The sequence below is a fragment of the Candidatus Nanosynbacter sp. TM7-075 genome, assembly GCF_022828255.1.
GTDB lineage: Bacteria > Patescibacteriota > Saccharimonadia > Saccharimonadales > Saccharimonadaceae > Nanosynbacter.
Genome location: NZ_JAJQJW010000002.1, coordinates 144,989 through 167,257 on the forward strand (window position 1 = coordinate 144,989; position 22,269 = coordinate 167,257).

Sequence of the window (22,269 nt, forward strand, 5' to 3'; positions counted from 1 at the left end):
ACAAACGTTTTAAGACAAAGAAGAAAGCCACCCTATTAGGATGGCTTTCTTATAATTCGGCACCGTGCTAGTTTCCCACTTTCGCAGTATAATCGCCGCTGGGGAGCTTAACTTCTGTGTTCGGAATGAGAACAGGTGTTTCCTCCTCGCTATGGGCACCGAAGGAGGGGGTTACGACGCTTGGTTCCGTATATACTCCACGGTGGGCCAAACCCCTTTCTTCGATGTCCAACATCAGCACGGAATTGATTTTTAATTGACCGGTACTTTTGAAAAGCACCAATTACTAGTTAAGTCTACCTTATCCGCAATGTTTATGCAAGCATAAACTCCACGGACAAGGACATAAAAAGGCAATGGGACTATTAGTACGCTTTAGCTCCATACATTACTGTACTTCCACCTTGCGCCTATCAAACAGATAGTCTTTCTGTGTCCTCATAGGGAAACCTTATCTTGAGGCTAGTTTCGCGCTTAATATGCTTTCAGCGCTTATCTAGTCCGCACATAGCTACTCGACAATGCAGCAGGTGGCCACAATCGATACACCAGAGGTGCGTCCGCCCCGGTCCTCTCGTACTAGGGGTAGATCCTCTCAAGTTTCCTATCGTCCATACCGGATATAAACCGAACTGTCTCACGACGTTCTGAACCCAGCTCGCGTACCACTTTAATCGGCGAACAGCCGAACCCTTGGAAGGTGCTCCCCCTCCAGGATGTGATGAGCCGACATCGAGGTGCCAAACAGCGCCGTCTATGTGAACTATTGGGCGCTATAAGCCTGTTATCCCCAGGGTAACTTTTATCCGTTTGCGCTGTCGATCCCACATTCATGTACAAATGTACGTACAGCGGATCACTTGCTCCGACTTTCGTCTCTGATTGGAATGTACTCCTCACAGTCAAGCTGGCTTATGCGCATACACTATCACTTCGATTTCCATCCGAAGTTAGCCAACCTTTGAACGCCTCCGCTACTCTTTAGGAGGCAACCGCCCCAGTTAAACTACCCACCATACACGGTCCGCTAACCGGATAACGGTCAGCGTGAGAACACAATCACAACAAGGGTGGTATTTCACTTGGTGACTCCACAAATACTGGCGTATCTGCTTCAAAGTCTCCCACCTATGCTACACATGTTGAAACCATATTCAATGTAAAGCTGTAGTAAAGCTCCATGGGGTCTTTTCGTCCTGGTACGGACAGACGGCATCTTTACCGCCAATGCACTTTCACCGAGTCCTTCGCTGAGACAGTGCCCACATGATTACTCCATTCGTGCGGGTCAGAACTTACCTGACAAGGAATTTCGCTACCTTAGGACGGTTATAGTTACCGCCGCCATTGACTAGGGCTTCAGTTCGCACCGTGAAGCGCTCCCCTTAACCTTCCAGCATTGGGCAGGAGTCAGCCCCTATACATCCACTTTCGTGTTAGCAGAGACCTGTGTTTTTGATAAACAGTTCCGTGGGCTCTTTTGCTGCGGCCCCCACATCGTTAGACGTCAGAGGTTCGCGTTCAAAAGAACAATTCGTTTGCTCTATCTCAGAAAATTCGTTTTGTGATTAAAAATGTACTCTTTAACCTAATATTCACTGAGTGAACGCGGCTGATATCCACCGAAGTGGGGGCAGACCTTATCCCGAAGTTACGGTCGCTGTATTGCCGAGTTCCTTAGCGAAGGTTCGCTCGTAAGCCTGAGTCTACTCGACTCGAGCACCTGTGTTGGTTTGCGGTACGGGCGGCTAAGTCCACGCGTACACCTGCTTTTCTAGCCAGGGCTTTCACCAAAATCGCGACTCCGAAGAATCACTTTCACTCCCTTTGCGTTCCCGCTCGGTTGGACGGATAAACCATGAATCCGCTTCGATTACTTCCCCGTGAACAGTGTACAAAACTTAACCGGTTCAGGAATATTAACCTGATGTCCATCGCCTACGCTCTGCGCCTCGGCTTAGGCCCGACTAACCCTGAGATGATTACCATGGCTCAGGAAACCTTGCTCTTACGGCCGAGAGGATTCTCACCTCTCTTATGGTTACTCATTCCAGCATTCTCACTTCCTACCGCTCCACCGAACCTTCCGATTCGACTTCACTGCTGATAGGAACGCTCCTCTACCACTACACACTAAGAACAAAATCAAAGTTTTTTAATCAATTTAAACCTTGGAATGATCTTTCCGTTCTTTTCAATATTATCTAAAAACATTTTCTTAGGTCTAGCCCACAGCTCTCCGTCGCCATAAATGGCTCGATAAACTACAAGCTCTTCAAGCGTCTCAGTATGAACAGCTATACTTACAACAACATACTTATTGCCTTTATAGTGTTTATAAACGCTACCTATATAAATCTCATTTTCCATAAATTGATTGTAACACAACTTTAACTTTGTACTTAGCGTGTAATCCATATCTTCGGTATAACGTTTTAGCCCCGTTACATTTTCCACGCAAGATCTCTTGACTAGTGAGCTGTTACGCACTCTTTAAATGAATGGCTGCTTCTAAGCCAACATCCTAGCTGTTTAAGAAATCTCACCTTGTTTCCCACTGAACGTTAATTTAGGGACCTTAGATGATGGTCTGGGCTGTTTCCCTTTTGAGCACCGATCTTAGCACCGATGTTCTAACTGCCGTGATTACACACATGGTATTCGTAGTTTGTTAAGGGTGGGTACAGTTGCCCGCCCCAGTCCTTTACAGAGCTCTACCCCCATGTGCTACTAACACGACGCTAGCCCTAAAGCTATTTCGAGGAGAACCAGCTATCTCCGAGTTCGATTGGCATTTCACCGCTAACCACAAGTCATCCAAACACTTTGCTGCGTATCCTGGTTCGGTCCTCCACCACCTGTTACAGTGGCTTCAACCTGCTCATGGTTAGGTCACCCGGTTTCGGGTCTAATCCTTACAACTTAATCGCCCTATTCAGGCTCGCTTTCACTGTGGCTCCGTCAATTGACTTAACCTCGCTGTAAAAATTAACTCGCTGGATCGTTCTACAAAAAGCACGCCGTCACCGGACAAGCCGGCTCCGACTCCTTGTAGGCACTAAATTTCAGGATCTATTTCACTCCCCTCCCGGGGTTCTTTTCACCTTTCCATCACTGTACTAGTTCACTATCGATCGTATATTATATTTAGCCTTGGCTGGTGGTCCAGCCAGATTCAAACAGGGTTTCTCGTGCCCCGTCCTACTCGATAAAACATACATAAGGTCAGCGTCGTTTTCATATACACGGCTTTCACGTTCTTTGGCTAGTCATTCAAACTATTCTACTAACCACGCCGATTTCTTACCTTATTAACTGTTGATAGCCAGTTATCGCAAATCAGATTATTTGAATGAATCAAATTCTCTGACTTGGTCATATGTAATATCACAACCCCTTATAAGTATTCGTCTATCAACTTATTTGCCTAAATTAATAGGCAAAAACTTAAAAGGTTTGGGCTGTTGCGATTTCGCTCGCCACTACTTTCGCAATCGTTATTTACTTTCTCTTCCTCATCCTACTAAGATGTTTCAGTTCAGATGGTTCCCGCTCGCTTGCCTATGTGTTCAGCAAGTGGCAACATGACATGACTCATGCTGGGTTTCCCCATTCGGAGATCTCCGGATCAAAGCTTGTTGACAGCTTCCCGAAGCTTATCGCAGTCTTCCACGTCCTTCATCGGTAATATACGTCTAGGCATCCATTTAGCGCCCTTGAGTACCTTTTTATGCATTGACTTAACTAGTAGTTGCTACTTTGCAATTACTACTACCGTCAATTAAAAACTCAATTTCTTTTACTCTCAAATTGTTAATGATCAGTGCCTCACACATTTGAGTGCACAATCGACAAGTCAATAAATTGACAAATCTATCTACACTCAGATGTTTTCTCACTGCCCTCGCACGCTTTGCAGTGTATTGCCAGAGGTTCGTTTGAACATTCGCTTAACTAGTAATTAACTATACAGCAGCTGAGATTCTTTTGCAAGGGTTTTTTCAAAGTTTTTTCGACTTTTTTTGCTTTTTATTAAAATCAGCGCCAATCGCCTCAGAAATGCTAGAAAAACCGTCATTTTTTAGCAACTGAGACAACTCGCGATTCATTCGCCCAATTAACTGCGGACCTTCGAAAAACAGCCCAGTGATAAGCCCAACTAGACTAGCACCTGCCTTAATCTTAGCGTATGCGTCTTCGGCCGAAAAAACTCCGCCAACACCAATAATAGTTAGTTTATCTCCATAATTTTTATATGTATGCTTAATCAATTCTAAGCTATGTGCGCGAGTAGGTTCGCCGCTTAATCCTCCCCTAATATCATCAGTCAAAGGATCTTTAAGATCTACCTTCTCACGATCCTTTATTAAATTAGCGACCGTTACACCCTGAATATTATGCTCAACAATAACCTTTAATAGCGAGTCGAGTTGCTTCAGATCATACAAATGTGGCATTTTAACCCAGAAAGGAACATTTCTCCCTACAGAATCTAATTCGCTTAATAAAGTCTCTAGCGTATCAGCATAGATAAACGGCTCCTTGCCAGCATTCGGACAAGAAATATTAATCTCTATAACGCTTGCCAGATTGTTTTCTACGATATAACTAACCGCTTTTTTTACGTCCCGAATTATATATTCCTCCGGAACAACTGGCCCAAATTTGTCTTTCGTGGATTTATCAGCAATAACAGCCACAGACACAGCTGTCGGCATTGATTTAACTTTAGATCTGTTTAATTCAATGTAGTCACTAATCTTCTCTAATCCATAATTCGGCATACCAGCGTACACAACTACAGATTTGGTGTTCGGCAATCGATGAAACCATGGTCGCAGATTCCCCCTTCTCGGCTCCATAGTCACAGATCCACCAGAAGCAAAGCCAAATCCAACGTCTTCCATTAAGGGCGACAGTTGTACGTTTTTATCAAATCCCGCCGACAAGCCTATTGGGTTATTAAATACAACTCCATCAATTTCTTGCTGTAGCGACTTGTCCTGGAAGCCCCATAGCTTACGAATAATCCATCTAATAGGAGAAAATGCTTGTGCTACGCGTCCACAAAAAATAATTAATTTATGAGTAAAGTCTGGTGTTAACAAAAATAATATCGGCTTAATAATACGCTTATACATATTCTAAGAGTATAACTATCTATGCTTTATTAAGCAAGGTTACTTGTAAACAAAAAATCGCCTACTCGGCGATAATCCTGACTATCTATGATTGGTGGGCGCTGAGGGACTCGAACCCCCGACCCTCTCGGTGTAAACGAGATGCTCTAGCCAACTGAGCTAAGCGCCCATATTAAAAATATGGTGGGCGATGAGGGACTTGAACCTCCGACCTCGTCATTATCAGTGACGCGCTCTAACCAGCTGAGCTAATCGCCCTCATTCGTCTTGGTGGAGCGTCGTGGACGTAAGCCCACTTCACCCCATATGGTGGAGACACAGGGACTCGAACCCTGGACCCCCTGCTTGCAAAGCAGGTGCTCTAGCCAACTGAGCTATGTCCCCATAAATTGCCGAGACTTTTTAATTGTACAGTATCTTTTTAATTCTGACAAGTGTATAATTAATAATATGTTATATCAATTTAGTTTTGGCTCATTATTTTTTGGGATTTTAGTCTTAATTGCTGGTGGAATCGTCGTCGTTTTCCATCAAAAATTAGCCGACAATCTGGGAAGCGGCGTAAGTAGTTACGACCGTTTCAAATTTTGGGGACTTGTTACATGTGGAGTAGGATTCGCTATTATGCTCAGCCTACACACTATCCCATTAAACTGGTTACTAAACTCCCTTTTTGGCGGCGGACTATAATAGGCGCCCACAAAAAACATAAATAGCCAAACATTATTGGCTATTTTTTATAATCACAGTTCTACCAAAATATCAGATTTAATTAAATATGCCATATAAAAAGCCCCTCATAGAGGGACTTTTTCGTTTAACAACTTGATTGTGCAATTCATCAATCGGTTTATCGTAGAGAAAGGTTGAACTTTTGTCTCGTCCTCGAGAGGACTATTGTAAATATGTAAGCTCGACACATTTACGAGACCGACCTAGCTCAATCTGTGATTGCTCGACAGATTGGCATCGTTACTCCCTAGAAAGGAGGTAATCCATCCGCACCTTCCGGTACGGATACCTTGTTACGACTTAACCCCAATCATGCCCCCCACCTTAGGCCGACGAATCGGACTTCGGGTGTTGGTCACTTTCATGGTTTGACGGGCGGTGTGTACAAGACCCGGGAACGTATTCACCGCAACTTGCTGATTTGCGATTACTAGCGATTCCGACTTCATGCAGGCGAGTTTCAGCCTACAATCCGAACTGGGACTAGCTTTGATGCGATTTGCTTCACCTCGCGGCTTCGCTGCGCATTGTACTAGCCATTGTATTACGTTTCTAGCCCAGGACGTAAGGGAAATACTGACCTGACATCATCCCCTCCTTCCTCCCCGTTACCGGGGCAGTCTGAATAGAAAAATACAACTATTCACAAGGGTTGCGCTCGTTGAAGGACTTAACCTAACATCTCACGACACGAGCTGACGACGGCCATGCATCACCTGTCACAGGGTTCCAAAAGGCACAGTCTACTTTCGCAGACCTTCCCTGGATGTCAAGCCCTGGTAAGGTTCTTCGGTTATCATCGAATTAAAGAACATAATCCACCGCTTGTGCGGGTCCCCGTCAATTCCTTTATGTTTTAGCCTTGCGGCCGTACTCCACAGGCGGGATACTTAACGCGTTAGCTTCGCTACTGAAGGGGTCGATACCTCCAACAGCTAGTATCCATCGTTTACGGCGTGGACTACCCGGGTATCTAATCCGGTTCGCTCCCCACGCTTTCGTGCCTTAGCGTCAGAAATGGCCCAGTAACCTGCCTACGCCATCGGTGTTCCTTCTAATATCTACGGATTTCACTCCTACACTAGAAATTCCAGTTACCTCTACCATTCTCGAGTTTAACAGTTTGAATAATAGTCTGTATGGTTGAGCCACCAGGTTTCACTATTCACTTATTAAACCGCCTACGCAACTCTTTACGCCCAGTCACTCCGGATAATGCTTGCACCCTACGTATGACCGCGGCTGCTGGCACGTAGTTAGCCGGTGCTTATTCATGAGTTACCGTCATATTCTTCACTCATAAAAGAAGTTTACAACCCGAAGGCCTTCATCCTTCACGCGGCGTTGCTCCATCAGGCTTTCGCCCATTGTGGAAGATTCCTCACTGCTGCCTCCCGTAGGAGTCTGGACCGTGTCTCAGTTCCAGTCTGGCTGATCATCCTCTCAGACCAGCTATGGATCGTCGGCTTGGTAGGCCATTACCCTACCAACTACCTAATCCAACGCAGGCTTCTCCCAAAGCGCCCGAAGGCTTTAATCCGAAGACCATATGCGGCATTAGCTACCCTTTCGGGCAGTTATTCCTCACTTTGGGGCAAATTCCTACGCGTTACTCAGCCGTCCGCCGCTCGCCGACATTTTACACAAAATTCTTGAATAAATCTTCTATATTATCCAGAAGCTTCCAGAATTCAGTGTAAAACTCGCTGCCGCTCGACTTGCATGTGTTAGGCACGCCGCCAGCATTCATCCTGAGCCAGGATCAAACTCTCCGTTAAAATCTACTTTGTATCAAAGTATTAAGGCTCTACAAAAATATAAACTGACGATGATATTGCACAATCAAATTGTTAAAGTTCATCTTAAGTCAGACTGAAGTATGATTTACCTCGCTTTACAGATTGTAAATCGTTGCTTAACTCGCACTCCAGCAACCAGACTTGTTACTAATCTTACAGTATATAATTGCCGAGGTCAATAGATTTTCACAATTATTTTGTTGCGAAAAATACAACGGCAGCTACAACCACACCAATAGCCGCCCCAGCCACCACTTCTACAGGGGTGTGACCATGAGCAACGCGAAGTTTTTTCAACTTACTACCCTGCTCCGAAATTAGCTTATTAAGCGTTTCACCCTGCATTCCGGACGAATAACGAACCATCATAGCGTCATACATTACTATAATAGCCAGCCAAGTAGCTAGTCCAAATACAGAACTGCCCCAGCCGTCTTGTAGCCCCAGAAATACCGCCAATGACACGACAATTGCGCTATGAGCGCTTGGCATACCTCCAGATAGAAGTATTTTTGGGTTCGTATCACCACTGAATACTCGACGATTACGCCCCATGAGATGAAACACTTGCTTCAACCCTTGGGATATCGCCCATGCGACTACTGGAACTATCAAGACCTTCACTACTAATTACCCTCATCCTGCGGGCGATCCGCCATCAAGCCGATTGACGAAACAGCGTCGCCATCAGATAGACGCATAATCGTCACACCCTGAGTCGTCCTTCCGAGCAATTTAATATCACTCAAGCCCAGGCGGATAGTTTGACCATTCTGAGAAACCAATAGCGCCTCTGTTATTTCTGGATCAATAGTCTGCACAGAGATAATCGGACCAGTTTTTGCAGTTACGACAGCGGCTTTTATACCAACTCCGCCACGCTTATGACTTGGGAAATTCGACACCTTTGTGCGTTTACCGAAGCCTTTTTCGCTAACCACCAACAAGGTTTGGTCATCACCCGTAACGATATCCATACCAACAACAGAGTCATTTGGACGCAGTCTTACACCACGGACACCACGAGCTGATCTACCCATTGGGCGAGTATCTTTCTCATTAAAGCGAATGGCTTGTCCTGCAGATGTAGAGATAATCACATCATTCTCGCCAGTCGTCCTCTTTATCCAGCGCAGTTCATCACCTTCGTCCAATTTAATAGCAATCAATCCATTCGTACGGACATTGGCATAATCTTTCACAGGAGTCTTCTTAACTGTACCCTTCTTTGTCGCCATGAACAGATATCCGTCTTCGTTGGCGTTCTTTTCGTGCTTGATAATTGCCGTTATCTTCTCTTCTGGCTGAAGTTGCAATAAGTTAACCGCGGCAACACCTTTCGCACTTAGGCTGGCAGCTGGCACTTCGTAAGCCTTCAATCGGAAGATCCTACCCATATTAGTGAAGAATAGCAAATAATCATGCGAGCTTGCCTGAACAACTTGATCAATGACATCTTCCTCCTTGGTCGTCATTCCACGCTTGCCCTTACCACCACGATTTTGCCTACGATAATCACTTACTAAGGTTCGCTTGATGTAATTTTCACTCGTAAGCAGAATTACCGACTCCTCCTCTGGAATCAATTCCTCATCAGAGAACTTTCCTAATTCATGATTAATAATCTTACTGCGTCGCTCATCGCCATACTTTTCTTTCATAGCAAGCAATTCTTCCTTAACAACACGCAAAATCTCATTCTCGTCAGCCAGAATTGACTCCAATTTCTTAATCAGTTCATGAAGCTGCTTCAATTCTTCTTCAATCTTGCCGCGCTCCAATCCCTGCAATCGTCGTAGTTGCATCGCCAAAATTGCGGCCGCTTGAATTTCCGACAAACCGAATCTCTCCATCAAACGCTTGTCGGCATCATCATAACTTTCGCGAATCGTCTTAATCACCTCGTCAATATGATCAAGCGCAATTTTCAGACCCTCCAAAATATGCGCCCGCTCTTTAGCTTTTCGAAGTTCAAACTCAGTCCTGCGTCGAATAACGCCTTGACGATGCTTAATAAACTCCGCCAAAATCTCTTTCAAGCCCATAACTTTAGGCTGAATACCATTGACCAAAGCCAGGACATTATAATGGAATGATGTTTGCAATCCAGTCAATTTATACAACTGGTTAAGAATCTTCTTTGGATAAGCATCCTTCTTCAGTTCAACAACAACTCGAACCTTACCGCGAGCACTTTCATCTCGCGCATCAGCAATGTGCGTTATTTTTTTGGCAAGGACAAGTTCTCGAACCTTATCAACAAAGCCTTCCTTGCTCATACCATACGGAACTTCGGTGATTATAATACTGTAACGGCCATTTTTGCGCTCTTCAATCGACGCAACCGCACGAATCGTAACTGAGCCGCGCCCAGTTTCATATGCTTGACGCATTGGCGCACCGCCATAGACTTCCGCACCTGTCGGAAAATCAGGACCCTTAATGTGTGTCAATAGTTCGTCTAATGTAATTTCAGGATTATCTATTTGAGCGACTGTAGCGTCAACCACCTCACTAAGGTTGTGCGGTGGAATATTCGTCGCCATACCAACGGCAATACCCATCTGACCGTTCAGTAGGATATTCGGAACGGCCGACGGCAAAACCACCGGCTCTTTCTCTGTTCCGTCAAAATTATCACGAAAGTCAACAGTTTCTTTGTCAATGTCAGACAGCAACTCGCCACCAATTTTATCCATTCGCGCCTCAGTATAACGAGAGGCTGCTGGCTCATCACCATCCATTGATCCGAAGTTACCTTGACCCTCAACTAGCGTATAGCGCATCTTCCAAGGTTGAGCCAAGTTCACCATAGCGTCATAAATCGATGAGTCACCGTGCGGGTGGTAGTTACCCATCACTTCACCGACGATCTTTGCCGACTTCACTGTAGCGTGAGGGGCGCGCCAACCATTCTTATTCATCGCATACAAAATACGACGATTAACAGGCTTCAATCCGTCACGAACATCCGGCAAAGCACGGTCAATAATAACCGACATAGAGTATTTAAGGAAGGAATCTTCCATAACACGCTCAACTGTCGACTTTTCAATACCGCGAACTTCTGGCTCTTCGTTCAGAATTTCCGGTTCTACTATATTTTTATTGTCGTTGTCCGCCATATCTCCTCCTTAAAAGTCCAAATCTTCCACATTAACCTTAGCGGCATTTGTTTGAATAAAATTTTTCCTCAATTCTACGCTATCACCCATAAGCTTCGTAAATATCGCGTCTGCCCGTTCTGCATCCTCAATATTAACCTTCACCAATGTTCGATTTTCTGGATTCATAGTCGTTTCCCATAATTGAGCAGCATCCATCTCGCCAAGACCCTTAAATCGTTGCTGTGCCGTGTAGCCCGCCTGCTTAAATTTCTCAGCATTTTCATCAATCTTTACACCAGCAGCCTTGCGCTCATTAATCTTTTCGTTCAATTTTTGTTCGAGAGCCACTTCATCATAGACGTAATCTATCTTACGATTACTGCCAGTTCCTCTACTCAGCCCGAACAGAGGCGGCTTCGCCAGATACACGTGGCCCGCTTCAATCACTTCAGACATGTATCGGAAGAAGAATGTCATCAAAAGCGTAGAAATGTGTGCACCGTCAACATCGGCATCTGTCATAAATATGATCTTGTCGTAACGAATGCCACTGATATCAAATTGGTCGCCGATTCCAACACCCATAGCCTTAATCAAGGAAACAATTTCAGCATTAGCAAACATCTTATCAAACCTTGCGCGCTCCGTATTCAACACCTTACCGCGAAGAGGAAGAACAGCCTGAATAGTTGAATCGCGACCATCCTTAGCTGAACCCGCAGCAGAATTACCCTCGACAATAAATAATTCACAATCTTTTCGGTTACGAGATGAGCAATCCGTCAATTTAGATGGCAAGTTTAAGCCTTCAAATGCTCCCTTACGGATAACGTTGTCGCGCGCAGCCCTTGCCGCCTTACGAGCTCGTGCCGCCAGCGTAGCTTTGCCAACAACCTTCTTAGCTGTAGCTGGATTTTCCTCCAAGTAATACGCAAAATATTCGCTCATCACCTGGTCAACATAGCGACGCATCTCTGGATTACCAAGTTTATTCTTGGTCTGACCTTCAAACTGAGGATCTGGCAACTTCACCAAAATAACTGCCGTCAAACCTTCGCGGATGTCATCACCAGTCAGATTATCCTCTTTTTCTTTCAGCAGACTATTCTTACGAGCATAATCATTAATTACACGCGTGAGGGCTGTTCGAAAACCAACCAAATGAGTACCACCATCAGGAGTTAAGACGTTATTGGCAAATGGCTTTACCACTTCAACGTAAGTGTCGTTATACTGAACCGCAATTTCCACCATACAATCTTCAACCTGCTTCTCGACGTAAAATATATCGTCCGATAAAACATCCTTGCCGATATTCAGGTTTTTTACATAGCTCTGAATGCCACCCTCAAAGTAGAAAGCTTTTCGTTCGCCAGTTCGTTCGTCAATAACCGACGTGTGAATACCTTTCGTAAGGTATGCCTGATGACGAAGATAATTAACAACCCATTTATAGTCAAAATTAACCGTCTCCTTAAAGATGGTTGGATCTGGATAGAAAGTAATTGTCGTACCAGAACCATCAGACTTTCCGACTACTTCTAATTCTGTCTGAGGCACGCCTGTTGCGTATTCTTGGCGATAGATTTTACCGTTCTTCCTAACTTCAGCAATCATCCGAGTAGACAGCGCATTCACAACACTAGAACCAACACCGTGAAGTCCAGACGAGACCTTATAGCCACCGCCACCAAACTTACCGCCGGCGTGTAAGATTGTTAATACCGTCTCCAATGTACTCTTACCCGTCTTTGGATGCTTATCGACAGGAATACCACGACCGTCATCAGATACTCGAACACCACCATCCTTTAACAAAGTTACTTCGACCTTTGTAGCATAACCAGCGATTGCCTCGTCAATTGAGTTATCGGCGATTTCCTTAATCAAGTGATGTACGCCCTCATACCCCGTACTACCGATGTACATTCCTGGACGCTTACGAACCGGCTCAAGACCCTCTAGGACCTGGATTTGTGAGCCATCATAAGATTGTTCATTTGTTTGTTTAGCCATATCTCCCTCACTATTACCTGAATTATCAGCTCTTTTCAACAACCTTATTATACATCAAAATAGATATATTCTCAAACTATTTACTTTTTTAGTATGCTTATGCTAAAGTTAGATTAAAGTTATATAACAACAAAAATAAAAGAGGTCAAAATGTTCAAAAAAATTATCTCGCGCCTACCATACAGCCCTTCAATGATCCACAGTTTGGGCTTTTATGCGAAACGCTTACGTAAGGAAGAAGCTACTCGAAAGATCGGGCTTATCTTAACTGCCCTAGCGCTTATTGTGCAATCTTTCACTGTTTTTTCACCGCCAGAATCAGCCAACGCAGCAGATTCCAGCGACCTAATTTACGGCGGAATTTCTAGTGGCCAGCAACTGATGGCTCATTATGACGCGAACACAAATAATATTCACGACCTCTACGATCATCTTGGTATTAGCCGCTCTGATTTGGTAGCAGCTACTGGTAATCTTCAGACCTTAAATAGCAATATGGGTACCTATTCATGGGGACTTACACCTCACTTTGGCGCAGCAAGAGGTGAAGGATCTTACGTAGTTCGTACGTCACAAGGCAGTGCTCGCACTTTCTACTATCGACCTCACAACCTCTGGGGCAGCTTCTCATATAGAGCATTCGTTGGATATTCAGCTGGAACCGGATGGTTTGCAATCATGCTTAACTGCGGTAACTTAATCCTTAAAATCGCACCACCGAACCATCAATGTCCAACTGGGCAAGTCGGAACATACCCCGACTGCTCTACTCCGCCACAGCCAGTAGCTACGTGTAACGCCTTAGACATAAAGAAGAATGGCGATACATATCAATTTACTGCTAACGCCAGTGCAGCTAACGGTGCGACAATCCAAAAATATGTATACAGCATTTACCGAGGAAATACTCTAGTTAAGACTATCGAAGGCAACGATAAAATCGTAACTTATACAGAGAAAACACCAGGATCATACAAAGTTGTTCTAACGGTAAAAAGCTCGCTGGGCGATAAGACCTCAGACGCCTGCGTAAAGACATTTACTATACCAGAGCCAGCAAGATGTCCTCAAAACCCTAAATTGTTAAAGGACGACCCTCAGTGCCAACCATGCCCAGGCGATTCTACGATATGGATTAACGATAGTCGATGTTCTGCCTCGTTCGTGCAGACAAAAACCGCAGTTAATCTCACCCAAAATAATGCCGATGCAACAACTACGGTTGCGAAATCTGGAGATCGAATTACCTACACTCTTTCGGTAAAAAACAAAGGTCTTAAAGAGGAAGAATTTACGTTTAAAGATCAAGTCAGTGACCTATTAGAGTATGCAGACATATTCGACGCTGGCGGTGGAACATTGACAGATGATAAAGGTGCTAGCGCGGGCAGCGGCAACGCAAAAGTACTAGTATGGAACCCTATCAAGATCAAGCCAGGAGAAACCCAGAAGCGCAGCTTTACCGTCCAAATAAAGAATAGCATTCCGGCAATGGCTAGCGGTAAAAGTAATCCAATGTCTTATGACTGTAGGATCGACAACACATTTGGTAATACTGTCAGCACAAAAATTGACTGTCCTGCACCGAAAGTTATTGAACAAACCACTTCGCAACTACCAAAAACTGGTGCCAGCGAGAATATGATGTTCGCAGGAATTATTGCAGCAGTAGTCGTATACTTCTACGCTAGATCACGTCAATTGAATAAAGAAGTTAGAATCATTCGGCGAGACATGTCCGCAGGAACTTTATAGGAGGTGAAAAATGAGTGAAAAATTAAAATCTACCATAGAGAATGCTGTTGATGTCAAAGAATTAGCAGATTTAAGCAGAGAAAAAGCCGCTGAAATCGAAAGATCCCTAGAAAAGGCGGCTGAAAAAGAAAAATCAAATGCCGAAAATGAAAATAGCATTAAACATGAGGCTATAGAAATTGCCGCCCGCCAAGAAAAGCGGCAAGAACAAAAAGAATCTAAAGAGATAAAAGAAGATAAGCCTCTTACAAAAAAAGATATTGAAGCTTCGTATAAGAAGACTTTGGAAAGTGTACAAGACCAACTATCAGCTCCATCCAGGGCTTTCAGCAAGGTTATTCATAATCCAGTCGTCGAAAAAACTAGTGACGCAATTGGCAATACCGTTGCCCGCCCTAACTTAATCATCTCTGGCGCCTTAGGCGCAATAGCTTCTGTTGTCGTGTATTTTATCGCCAAACGATACGGATATCTATTATCAGGATCAGAAACTATTATCCTGTTTGTAGCCGGCTGGTCTATCGGCGCTGTTATTGAGTATGCTCGAGTAGGGTTTATTAACAACAGGAAAAATAGCTAGATAGATATTGAATCTTATCTCAAGCTAATCATCACTTCACTATCGTCATCATCACCATTACGCAAATCGAGCCGATTCTTAACCACAGGTTGGCTCGGTTTTACATTTACAGAAGAGACAGGGTTATTATTCGTAGTCATAGACGCATTTGTTCTATTGATGACAGCACTATCTATCGCAGAAGGTTGACTTTTCTGTTTGCTGACAAGAGTAGAAGCCGTAGCATTTACGCTATTTATATTAGAAGACGCATTATTAACCACCCCTGGGCGGCCTTGCGGATTCTGTATTTGCGAGGAAGTCTGTGGAGCTTGCGAATTTGCCGGTCTTACGGTTGAGCTAGAAGCAGGCTTTCCTCCTAATTGTTGTCTCTTCGCTAGCCATTCATCCAAGAACGATGACCCACCGCCCGACGATTTTTGACCAGTAGAAGTTGCTAATTGAGAAGGACTCGTCTTTGGTTGCACACTACCTCTAATCCTGTCAAATATCTCCTTCTCAACAACAGCTCGCGGTCTACCGTATTTAGCAGCAGATAGCCTTACTAACGCGTCTCTCAGCTGATTATTAACTTGCCCCATCGGAGGAATCCAATTCATACTAAACGGCGCAGACGGCACGTTATTAATCATCACAGAAGTTATAGACTGGAAGTTTGGCAATTTAGCCAAGTCGTCGACATCGAAGGTCGGCTGGAACTTCTTAACCATCAATTCAGCATCAGTCACACCGATACGTCCAGAAATAACCGTACCGACGTTACCAATGATAGCTTCTCGTATCTTATCTGTTAGCTGCGTCATAAACTGGTTACCCATAATAAGACTCAATTTATACTTACGGGCCTCAGACAAAATAGACTCAAAGCTGTCAGTGGCGAAGTTCTGGAACTCGTCAACATACAATGAGAAATCAACTCGCTGATCCTCTGGAATATCCGCCCGAGACATCGCTGCTGCTTGAAACTTCATTACAAAAATAATACCCAGAAGCTTTGAATTAAGCTCGCCCATCTTACCTTTTGACAAGTTAACTAGCAAAATCTTATTATTATCCATAATTTCACGCAAATTAAATCCAGATTTGGTCTGACCAATAATATTGCGCATTGCATCGTTGGAAATAAATGGACCAAACTTTGATACAACCCATGAAATAACCTCACCCGCCTCATTTGACCTCTGTGACGCAGGAAATTCCTTTGTCCAGAAATCAATAACTTGCTGATCTTTCACATACTTAAGCTTGCTTTTCACAAATTCAGGATCAATAAGACACTTCGGCACGTCAATAAACGTTCCACCAGCAGGATCCGACATCAACAGCAAGGCGCAGTTTCTAAAAATATGCTCCAAGCGAGGACCAACAATTCCCGTATGGCCAGGATCGTAAAGTCCATAAAGCATATTAATTGCCTCTTGAACCAAAAAGTCTTTTTGATCCGGCGAATCAAATTCAAACATATTAAGGCCAATCGGATTAGTCATATCTGCAGGATTAAAGTAAATAATATCCTCGACACGCTCTTTCGGAACCTTACCCAATAAAGATTCAACCAAATCACCGTGCGGATCAATAAAGGCGAATCCCCTACCATCCATCATATCCTGATAAGCCATATTTTCCTGCAAGACAGATTTACCGACGCCTGTTTGACCAATAATATATACGTGGCGGCGGCGGTCTTTTGTGCCGATTCGAATAGGTTTTTTGACTCCTCGAAATTCGTTATACCCAATCAGCAAACCCTCATCCAAAACGTCTGTTGGTCCATCAACCTGCTTAGACATCTGTCGCTTAACTTGTGAAGTCGGAATCGCGTTAGCTCCAGGCAAATGGAATAACGTTGCCATTTCTACACTGTTGAGAATATTACTACGAGTTTCCTGGGGGAAGAACCTCATAATATATGCTGTTGTCATTTCCTCAACATTCCTAGTTAAAGAGAACTTAAACCCGTTATTGCGCGGTGAGTCAAATAGCGAGAAGGCTGCTATTATATTTTTTAACAACACTTGAGAGCGCGCCGCAGTGTTTGACGAAATTACAACACGCACCAAAACTTCATACGCAGGATAGCGAGCTTTTTCACTGATAGCATCCACTTCCGCCTGCTCTAAAGATGTTAGCTGCTTGTCCTCAGAACTAGAGCCACCGTCTTTTTCATTATTCTCCGGCGGTTTCCACAGAGCCTCCATAATATCCATAGGAGCAACGCCTCCAAAGCCTTTCTTCTTGCCCTTATTTTTCTTCATGCCGTCAATATGAGACTCTGAAGCCTTAGACCAACCGTCATACGCCGGACGCAGTAAAAATTGTACACCTATTCCATCTTCTTTAGATGCCGAAGACAAAGCATTTAATAACGCCCTGGAAGCATCTCTTTTCGACTCCTGATAAGTCGATATTGGATAAACAAAGGACTTTTTCAGGGTGAATTCGCCGCCGATGGTTCCGCTCATCTTGCCGACCTTGCTGAATATATTAGTATCAGATACCTCTTCTAGCCTAGCAGAAGGATATGCTGCCGCTACAGCTTGACGAATAACATCAACTAACACTAGCGGAACAACAGCATAATAATGAACTAACCCACCATGTGCAACAATCTCAAACGATATATGACGTTGGCCGTAGACTTTACTTTTAAACCCTTTAGTTGCCGTACTTGAGATAATATTGTACATCACCTGGGCTTGCGACAGCACCTCTTCAGTTAAATCTCGCTCATCTCGATTTGAACTATTGACGTCTTCACTTGTCGGAGGCAAATGTATAAGCAACGGCACCATCTTCAAGCCTCGTTCATAATTTTTGGCTTCCCTCAGCATGTTACGATACAACACAAAAGCTACCGCAGAACCAGCGGCTATAATAACAATCGCGATAAAACTAACTATCAAAGGACCCGCACCCATACAAAACCCTACTTACTACCGTCGTCATTTTGACCTAAAGTCTTATTATATCGTTTTTTTAAATAATCAGCCTGCAGCTGTGCAATAACTCTATTCCTCTCATATGGATTATCTTTTGTTAAAGCTATAATCTTTTTAACTTTATCCACCCATTCTCTTTCTATCAAGTCTTCATCCGCTGCCACCAGAGGAGTATCATCATCAACTACTACCCCTGACTGCTTCGCACTTTGATCGTCGTTTTGAGATTGAGATAAAGGAACTGTTGTAGTATTATCAACAGGCAAAGCCACGGGGATATTGTTATATTGCTCAACCCTAGCACCAAGTGACTGCTCGGACTCTCTTCCGATTTCAGGATTTAATGATGTATTTTCTACATTATACTCACCGCCACCTATATTTTGTGGCTGCACCTCAGGGGTCCTATTAACTTGTGGCAGTTCGGGATTCATAAATATATTGTACCACGTAACTACTTAAAATACACGACTACATTCAGGACGGAATTAGTATCTTTTATGTATAAAAAAGCACGCCAGCAGCTCAAACACACCAAGTAATAATATCTCAAAAATCCCAACATCTCCCATCGATTGCATACCCACATAAATAACTGGAGCAAGAGAGATTACAGTAGAGTAATAATACGTCTTATACTTAGATTCATTGCGACTATTCTTGAAATTAAAAAATTTCGCAGCTATTCGCTCCGATGTTAAAAATACTACATAAGTTAGACAGATAAACAGTACATACAAACATACAAAAAACGCTAAAATCCCAAACGGACCAGCAGAACTCGGGTTTGTCGCGTTCAAAATAACCGCAGTCAAAATCAATGCAACCAACGCTATAAAACTAATTATCTTCATCCCCATACTCACATCATACTATACACAAGAAGCCTGAGCGATAATACTATAGCATATAGACACAAACCATCCGCCGATAAAAAATAACTATTAGGCGCGGGTGCTACTTGCCTATTACCGCTCGAGGCGATTTGACCGCTCCTTAATTAAGGAGCATCCTTGCAGTGTTCCTCTGCATACATCCAGGATTCTCACCGCTAGTCCTTTAACGAGGATTAACTGGATGTATGCGGTACTAACCGCGCGCTCAACGCTTTTACAATTTACGAAGTAAGGGCGGAGCATTGGCTGCGTCATTATAAAAATCATGCAGCCAACTATCCGTCGATTTATACGTAAAAACGCGGCTTTATATAAATTTTATTGTTAATGTATTTTTGCTTTTTTGTTTTTCTAAAAGCTTAACCTTATACTAGCATAGCCCTATTTATATGTCAACCATTACTCGGCCAAAAATATTGTAATTTTCACCTATTTTTTAATGTTGTTAAAATTATCATCTGTTAATTATTCTCTTATCACTTTATAGCTATCTGTGTATTTTACAACAATCTTGTCATTTTTGAGTATTATCTAGCACAGATTACGTACCATTTAATGAAGGTATCGTTGACTTAGCGACCACCCAATTGCACGACTAACCTATGATCACCCGTCATCCAAACATTGCCACAAAAATAGGTTCGTACAGTCAATATCAGACCGACGCCTAACACTCGAATCCGCGATAAAATAATATTCTCTATTCCCCGCTTTATAAAACTCTGTTCACTTTTATTGTCGCACTATAGCAAACTTAACAAAATTATTTTTTATATTATTACAAGAACATCCAAACATTAGTACGCATATTAAATTCTATACATCAAAAATGTTATACAACAGTTTTAATTAAAAATTACAAAACGAAAGTATAAAGTTTATTCATAGCACACAAAGCCACCCTTTACGCTTCAATAAAAGAGTCCTAGAAAATGTGCGATAATTTAATTTGTCGCACACATAAAAGACATAAAAAGCAATCAAACAAACATCAGTCTCTGACATATAACTTCATAGTAAAAGCCATTAGAAAAAATAGTTGCGAAAATTAGAAAGAAGATTATAAAATGTGTGGTATTTTTTACTAAACTTTTTACAAAAATATTGTTGACATAAGCATTTATATAGCTTATTATAGGGGTAGCTTCTGAATAAAAAAGTTATACAGAGGCCAAAAATAAAAAGAAATTGTAAAACTCCACTTTTTTGAAAACAACCACTACTCGCAGGTGGTTGTTTTTCTATATTAAAGATAAATTCTACTCTTTAACATAAATAAAGCCAGCGATAAGGCTGACTTTTGATCTAATCTATATGGTGGAGCTGCCGGGTACTGCCCCCGGGTCCAACTGGTATCACGATATTCGTCTACAAGCATAGTCTTATTTCAATTTAATTTATAACGCCACTCGACTTAAAAATAAGCCAAAAATACCGAGCTACGTTACGTAGAAAAAGTCCCATGAGTCTGCTACTTCCAGAATCACAGCGAGCAACATAAATATAACACCTCGTCCACACTATGTTGCCTGCGCGACAAGATGGCTATAGAAAATTACGCTACAGCTGGTGCGAAAGCACGAACCTGGAATAGGCCCGCAACTTTGCTTGCAAAGTTTTTTGCATCTAAAAATATACGTTACGCGTATCATCGGCTTGCAGAATATCCTGATAAGGTCCAATTGTCGAAAGCTATATCAGCCCCACATATCGATTCATATTATACCCTGATCTCATTCAAAAATCTACATGCTTATGTTTTAATAGATTCATGATTAGTAGAGTTATTTCAGCTACACCTTATGGATTTAGCGGGCAAATCATCGAAGTTGAGGGAGATATGTCAAAAGGACTTCCTAGTCTGCAAATTGTCGGAATGGGTAATAAGGCCATCGATGAGTCCAGAGATCGAGTACGTAGTGCAATAAAAAACTCTTCCCTGGATTTTCCGAAAGGAAAAATAATCATTAACTTAGCACCGGCAGAGTTACCAAAAGACGGATCCCACTTTGATCTTCCCATCGCCTTATCTATCTTATGCATCAACGGCGTACTCAACCAAAGCGACGTAAGTAATGCGGTTTTTGCGGGAGAACTAGCGCTAGACGGCAGCCTACGTCCAATACGATCAGCAATTATTACAGCTGAAGTGGCTAAAAACCAAAAGATTAAATCAGTATACGTGCCGGCCCAAAACGCCAAACAAGCGGCGCTAGTGACTGAAATTGATGTATTTCCAGTAGAAAACCTAAAATCACTCTTCTTGCATCTCAAAAAAGAAAAGATTATTAAGCCAATAGACAGATCATCAATAAAAAATGTATCTCACAATAATAAAAACGCTCCAACCATCGACGACATCTACGGACAAGAGCAAGCAAAGAGAGCTATCCAGATAGCCGTTGCCGGAAGGCATAATATTTTATTGTCCGGCCCTCCAGGGTCAGGAAAAACTATGTTGGCAAAATCTTTGAAGAATCTATTACCAGCCCTATCAGAGGATGAGATAGTAGAAGTGACAAAACTTCACAGTCTTGGAGAACACACTATAATAAATAATCCCATAGTAGATAGACCATTCAGGTCGCCACATCACACCGCAAGTAGAGCCTCTATTATTGGCGGAGGATCGAAAGTGCAGCCGGGAGAAATCAGTTTAGCTCATAGAGGCGTCCTATTTCTTGATGAGTTACTCGAATATCCGCGCACTGTACTTGAATCACTTCGTCAACCCTTAGAGGATCACGAAATTACCGTCAGCCGTGCAAATGGTAAATTCAACTTCCCTGCCAATTTCTTATTAGTAGCCACAATGAATCCTTGTCCTTGTGGATTTCTTGGGGATCCAGAAAAAACTTGCATATGTTCACAAAATCAAATTATCAATTATCAAAAAAGATTATCAGGGCCACTACTTGATCGAATAGATCTAACTGTATCGGTTTCGCGAGTTCCCCATGAAAAATTATTAAATAATAAAATGTCGACAAAATCACAACAAGAGACATTTTTATCTGAGATACATAAAGCCTACTCTATTCAGAGAGGCAGATATAAGTGTAGCTATAAATACAACAATGACATTTCAAGTAATCGTGTTGATAAAATTACATCAATATCAGAATCTGCAAAAACCTTCTTGACGAACGCAGCCAGAAAACTAGACTTAAGCACTCGCAGCTACTTCAAAGTCATAAAAGTTTCTCGCACTATCGCAGATTTAGAAGGATCCACATCCATAGAAATTCCACATATAGCAGAAAGCCTACAATATAGACAGATTAACATAGGTTAATTATTATCC

At 42.8% G+C, this 22,269-nt stretch carries 11 protein-coding genes, 3 tRNA genes, 3 rRNA genes and 1 other RNA gene; 4 read left to right on the forward strand and 14 right to left on the reverse strand.

Annotation, left to right across the window (positions count from 1 at the left end):
* Positions 1-54: 54 nt before the first annotated feature.
* From rrf to LRM42_RS02310, 6 genes are all read right to left on the reverse strand, one after another.
* Positions 55-163, reverse strand: a 5S ribosomal RNA gene (gene rrf, locus LRM42_RS02285).
* A 181-nt stretch (positions 164-344) separates the two neighbouring features.
* Positions 345-3,731, reverse strand: a 23S ribosomal RNA gene (locus LRM42_RS02290).
* A 270-nt stretch (positions 3,732-4,001) separates the two neighbouring features.
* The gene (pyrD, locus tag LRM42_RS02295) at positions 4,002-5,141 is read right to left on the reverse strand and encodes a dihydroorotate dehydrogenase (quinone) (protein WP_243816598.1); all 1,140 of its coding nucleotides are present in this window, start codon (positions 5,139-5,141) and stop codon (positions 4,002-4,004) included.
* A gap of 92 nt (positions 5,142-5,233) precedes the next feature.
* A tRNA-Val gene (locus tag LRM42_RS02300) sits at positions 5,234-5,310 on the reverse strand.
* Positions 5,311-5,322: 12 nt separating this feature from the next.
* Positions 5,323-5,399 (reverse strand) — tRNA-Ile (locus LRM42_RS02305).
* A gap of 49 nt (positions 5,400-5,448) precedes the next feature.
* Positions 5,449-5,525: transfer RNA gene (locus LRM42_RS02310), tRNA-Ala, on the reverse strand.
* Positions 5,526-5,591: 66 nt separating this feature from the next.
* Here LRM42_RS02310 and LRM42_RS02315 point away from each other — a divergent pair.
* A complete protein-coding gene (locus LRM42_RS02315) occupies positions 5,592-5,831 on the forward strand; it encodes a hypothetical protein (protein ID WP_146422321.1) in 240 nt (79 codons plus the stop codon).
* Between the two features lie 293 nt (positions 5,832-6,124).
* On the opposite strand, the gene LRM42_RS02320 is transcribed toward LRM42_RS02315, so the two are convergent.
* The 4 genes from LRM42_RS02320 to LRM42_RS02335 form a co-directional block, all read right to left on the reverse strand.
* Positions 6,125-7,651 (reverse strand): 16S ribosomal RNA (locus LRM42_RS02320).
* A gap of 213 nt (positions 7,652-7,864) precedes the next feature.
* Positions 7,865-8,296 (reverse strand): divergent PAP2 family protein, encoded by a 432-nt coding sequence (locus LRM42_RS02325; RefSeq protein ID WP_243816599.1) that lies wholly within the window; start codon positions 8,294-8,296, stop codon positions 7,865-7,867.
* A gap of 2 nt (positions 8,297-8,298) precedes the next feature.
* Entirely contained in the window at positions 8,299-10,797 is a 2,499-nt protein-coding gene (gene gyrA, locus LRM42_RS02330) for a DNA gyrase subunit A (RefSeq protein WP_243816600.1), read from the reverse strand.
* Positions 10,798-10,806: 9 nt separating this feature from the next.
* Positions 10,807-12,795, reverse strand: a complete 1,989-nt coding sequence (locus LRM42_RS02335; RefSeq protein ID WP_243816601.1) for a DNA gyrase/topoisomerase IV subunit B — start codon at positions 12,793-12,795, stop codon at positions 10,807-10,809.
* A 150-nt stretch (positions 12,796-12,945) separates the two neighbouring features.
* Between LRM42_RS02335 and LRM42_RS02340 the strand changes: the two genes are divergently transcribed.
* Together LRM42_RS02340 and LRM42_RS02345 are read left to right on the forward strand one after the other, a co-directional pair.
* The gene (locus LRM42_RS02340) at positions 12,946-14,550 is read left to right on the forward strand and encodes a hypothetical protein (RefSeq protein WP_243816602.1); all 1,605 of its coding nucleotides are present in this window, start codon (positions 12,946-12,948) and stop codon (positions 14,548-14,550) included.
* Positions 14,551-14,560: 10 nt separating this feature from the next.
* Complete coding sequence (locus LRM42_RS02345; RefSeq protein WP_243816603.1) at positions 14,561-15,130, forward strand: hypothetical protein; 570 nt, start codon at positions 14,561-14,563, stop codon at positions 15,128-15,130.
* 14 nt (positions 15,131-15,144) lie between these two features.
* Here the strand turns inward: LRM42_RS02345 and LRM42_RS02350 are convergent, their stop codons facing one another.
* From LRM42_RS02350 to ssrA, 4 genes are all read right to left on the reverse strand, one after another.
* Positions 15,145-18,048, reverse strand: a complete 2,904-nt coding sequence (locus LRM42_RS02350) for a type IV secretory system conjugative DNA transfer family protein (RefSeq protein ID WP_243816604.1) — start codon at positions 18,046-18,048, stop codon at positions 15,145-15,147.
* Positions 18,049-18,056: 8 nt separating this feature from the next.
* Positions 18,057-18,503 carry a hypothetical protein gene (locus LRM42_RS02355; RefSeq protein WP_243816605.1) on the reverse strand — a complete coding sequence of 149 codons (447 nt, stop codon included), beginning with the start codon at positions 18,501-18,503 and terminating at the stop codon, positions 18,057-18,059.
* A 54-nt stretch (positions 18,504-18,557) separates the two neighbouring features.
* Positions 18,558-18,929 carry a hypothetical protein gene (locus LRM42_RS02360; protein ID WP_146423691.1) on the reverse strand — a complete coding sequence of 124 codons (372 nt, stop codon included), beginning with the start codon at positions 18,927-18,929 and terminating at the stop codon, positions 18,558-18,560.
* Positions 18,930-20,280: 1,351 nt separating this feature from the next.
* Positions 20,281-20,670, reverse strand: a transfer-messenger RNA (tmRNA) gene (gene ssrA, locus LRM42_RS02365).
* A gap of 66 nt (positions 20,671-20,736) precedes the next feature.
* Here ssrA and LRM42_RS02370 point away from each other — a divergent pair.
* Entirely contained in the window at positions 20,737-22,260 is a 1,524-nt protein-coding gene (locus LRM42_RS02370; RefSeq protein WP_243816606.1) for a YifB family Mg chelatase-like AAA ATPase, read from the forward strand.
* Positions 22,261-22,269 lie beyond the last annotated feature (9 nt).

Coding starts and splice junctions, on each gene's coding strand:
- LRM42_RS02345 (WP_243816603.1), top strand. CDS start 14,561: ATGAGTGAAAAATTAAAATCTACCATAGAGAATGCTGTTGATGTCAAA.
- gyrA (WP_243816600.1), bottom strand. CDS start 10,797: ATGGCGGACAACGACAATAAAAATATAGTAGAACCGGAAATTCTGAAC.
- LRM42_RS02340 (WP_243816602.1), top strand. CDS start 12,946: ATGTTCAAAAAAATTATCTCGCGCCTACCATACAGCCCTTCAATGATC.
- pyrD (WP_243816598.1), bottom strand. CDS start 5,141: ATGTATAAGCGTATTATTAAGCCGATATTATTTTTGTTAACACCAGAC.
- LRM42_RS02360 (WP_146423691.1), bottom strand. CDS start 18,929: ATGGGGATGAAGATAATTAGTTTTATAGCGTTGGTTGCATTGATTTTG.
- LRM42_RS02355 (WP_243816605.1), bottom strand. CDS start 18,503: ATGAATCCCGAACTGCCACAAGTTAATAGGACCCCTGAGGTGCAGCCA.
- LRM42_RS02370 (WP_243816606.1), top strand. CDS start 20,737: ATGATTAGTAGAGTTATTTCAGCTACACCTTATGGATTTAGCGGGCAA.
- LRM42_RS02350 (WP_243816604.1), bottom strand. CDS start 18,048: ATGGGTGCGGGTCCTTTGATAGTTAGTTTTATCGCGATTGTTATTATA.
- LRM42_RS02315 (WP_146422321.1), top strand. CDS start 5,592: ATGTTATATCAATTTAGTTTTGGCTCATTATTTTTTGGGATTTTAGTC.
- LRM42_RS02335 (WP_243816601.1), bottom strand. CDS start 12,795: ATGGCTAAACAAACAAATGAACAATCTTATGATGGCTCACAAATCCAG.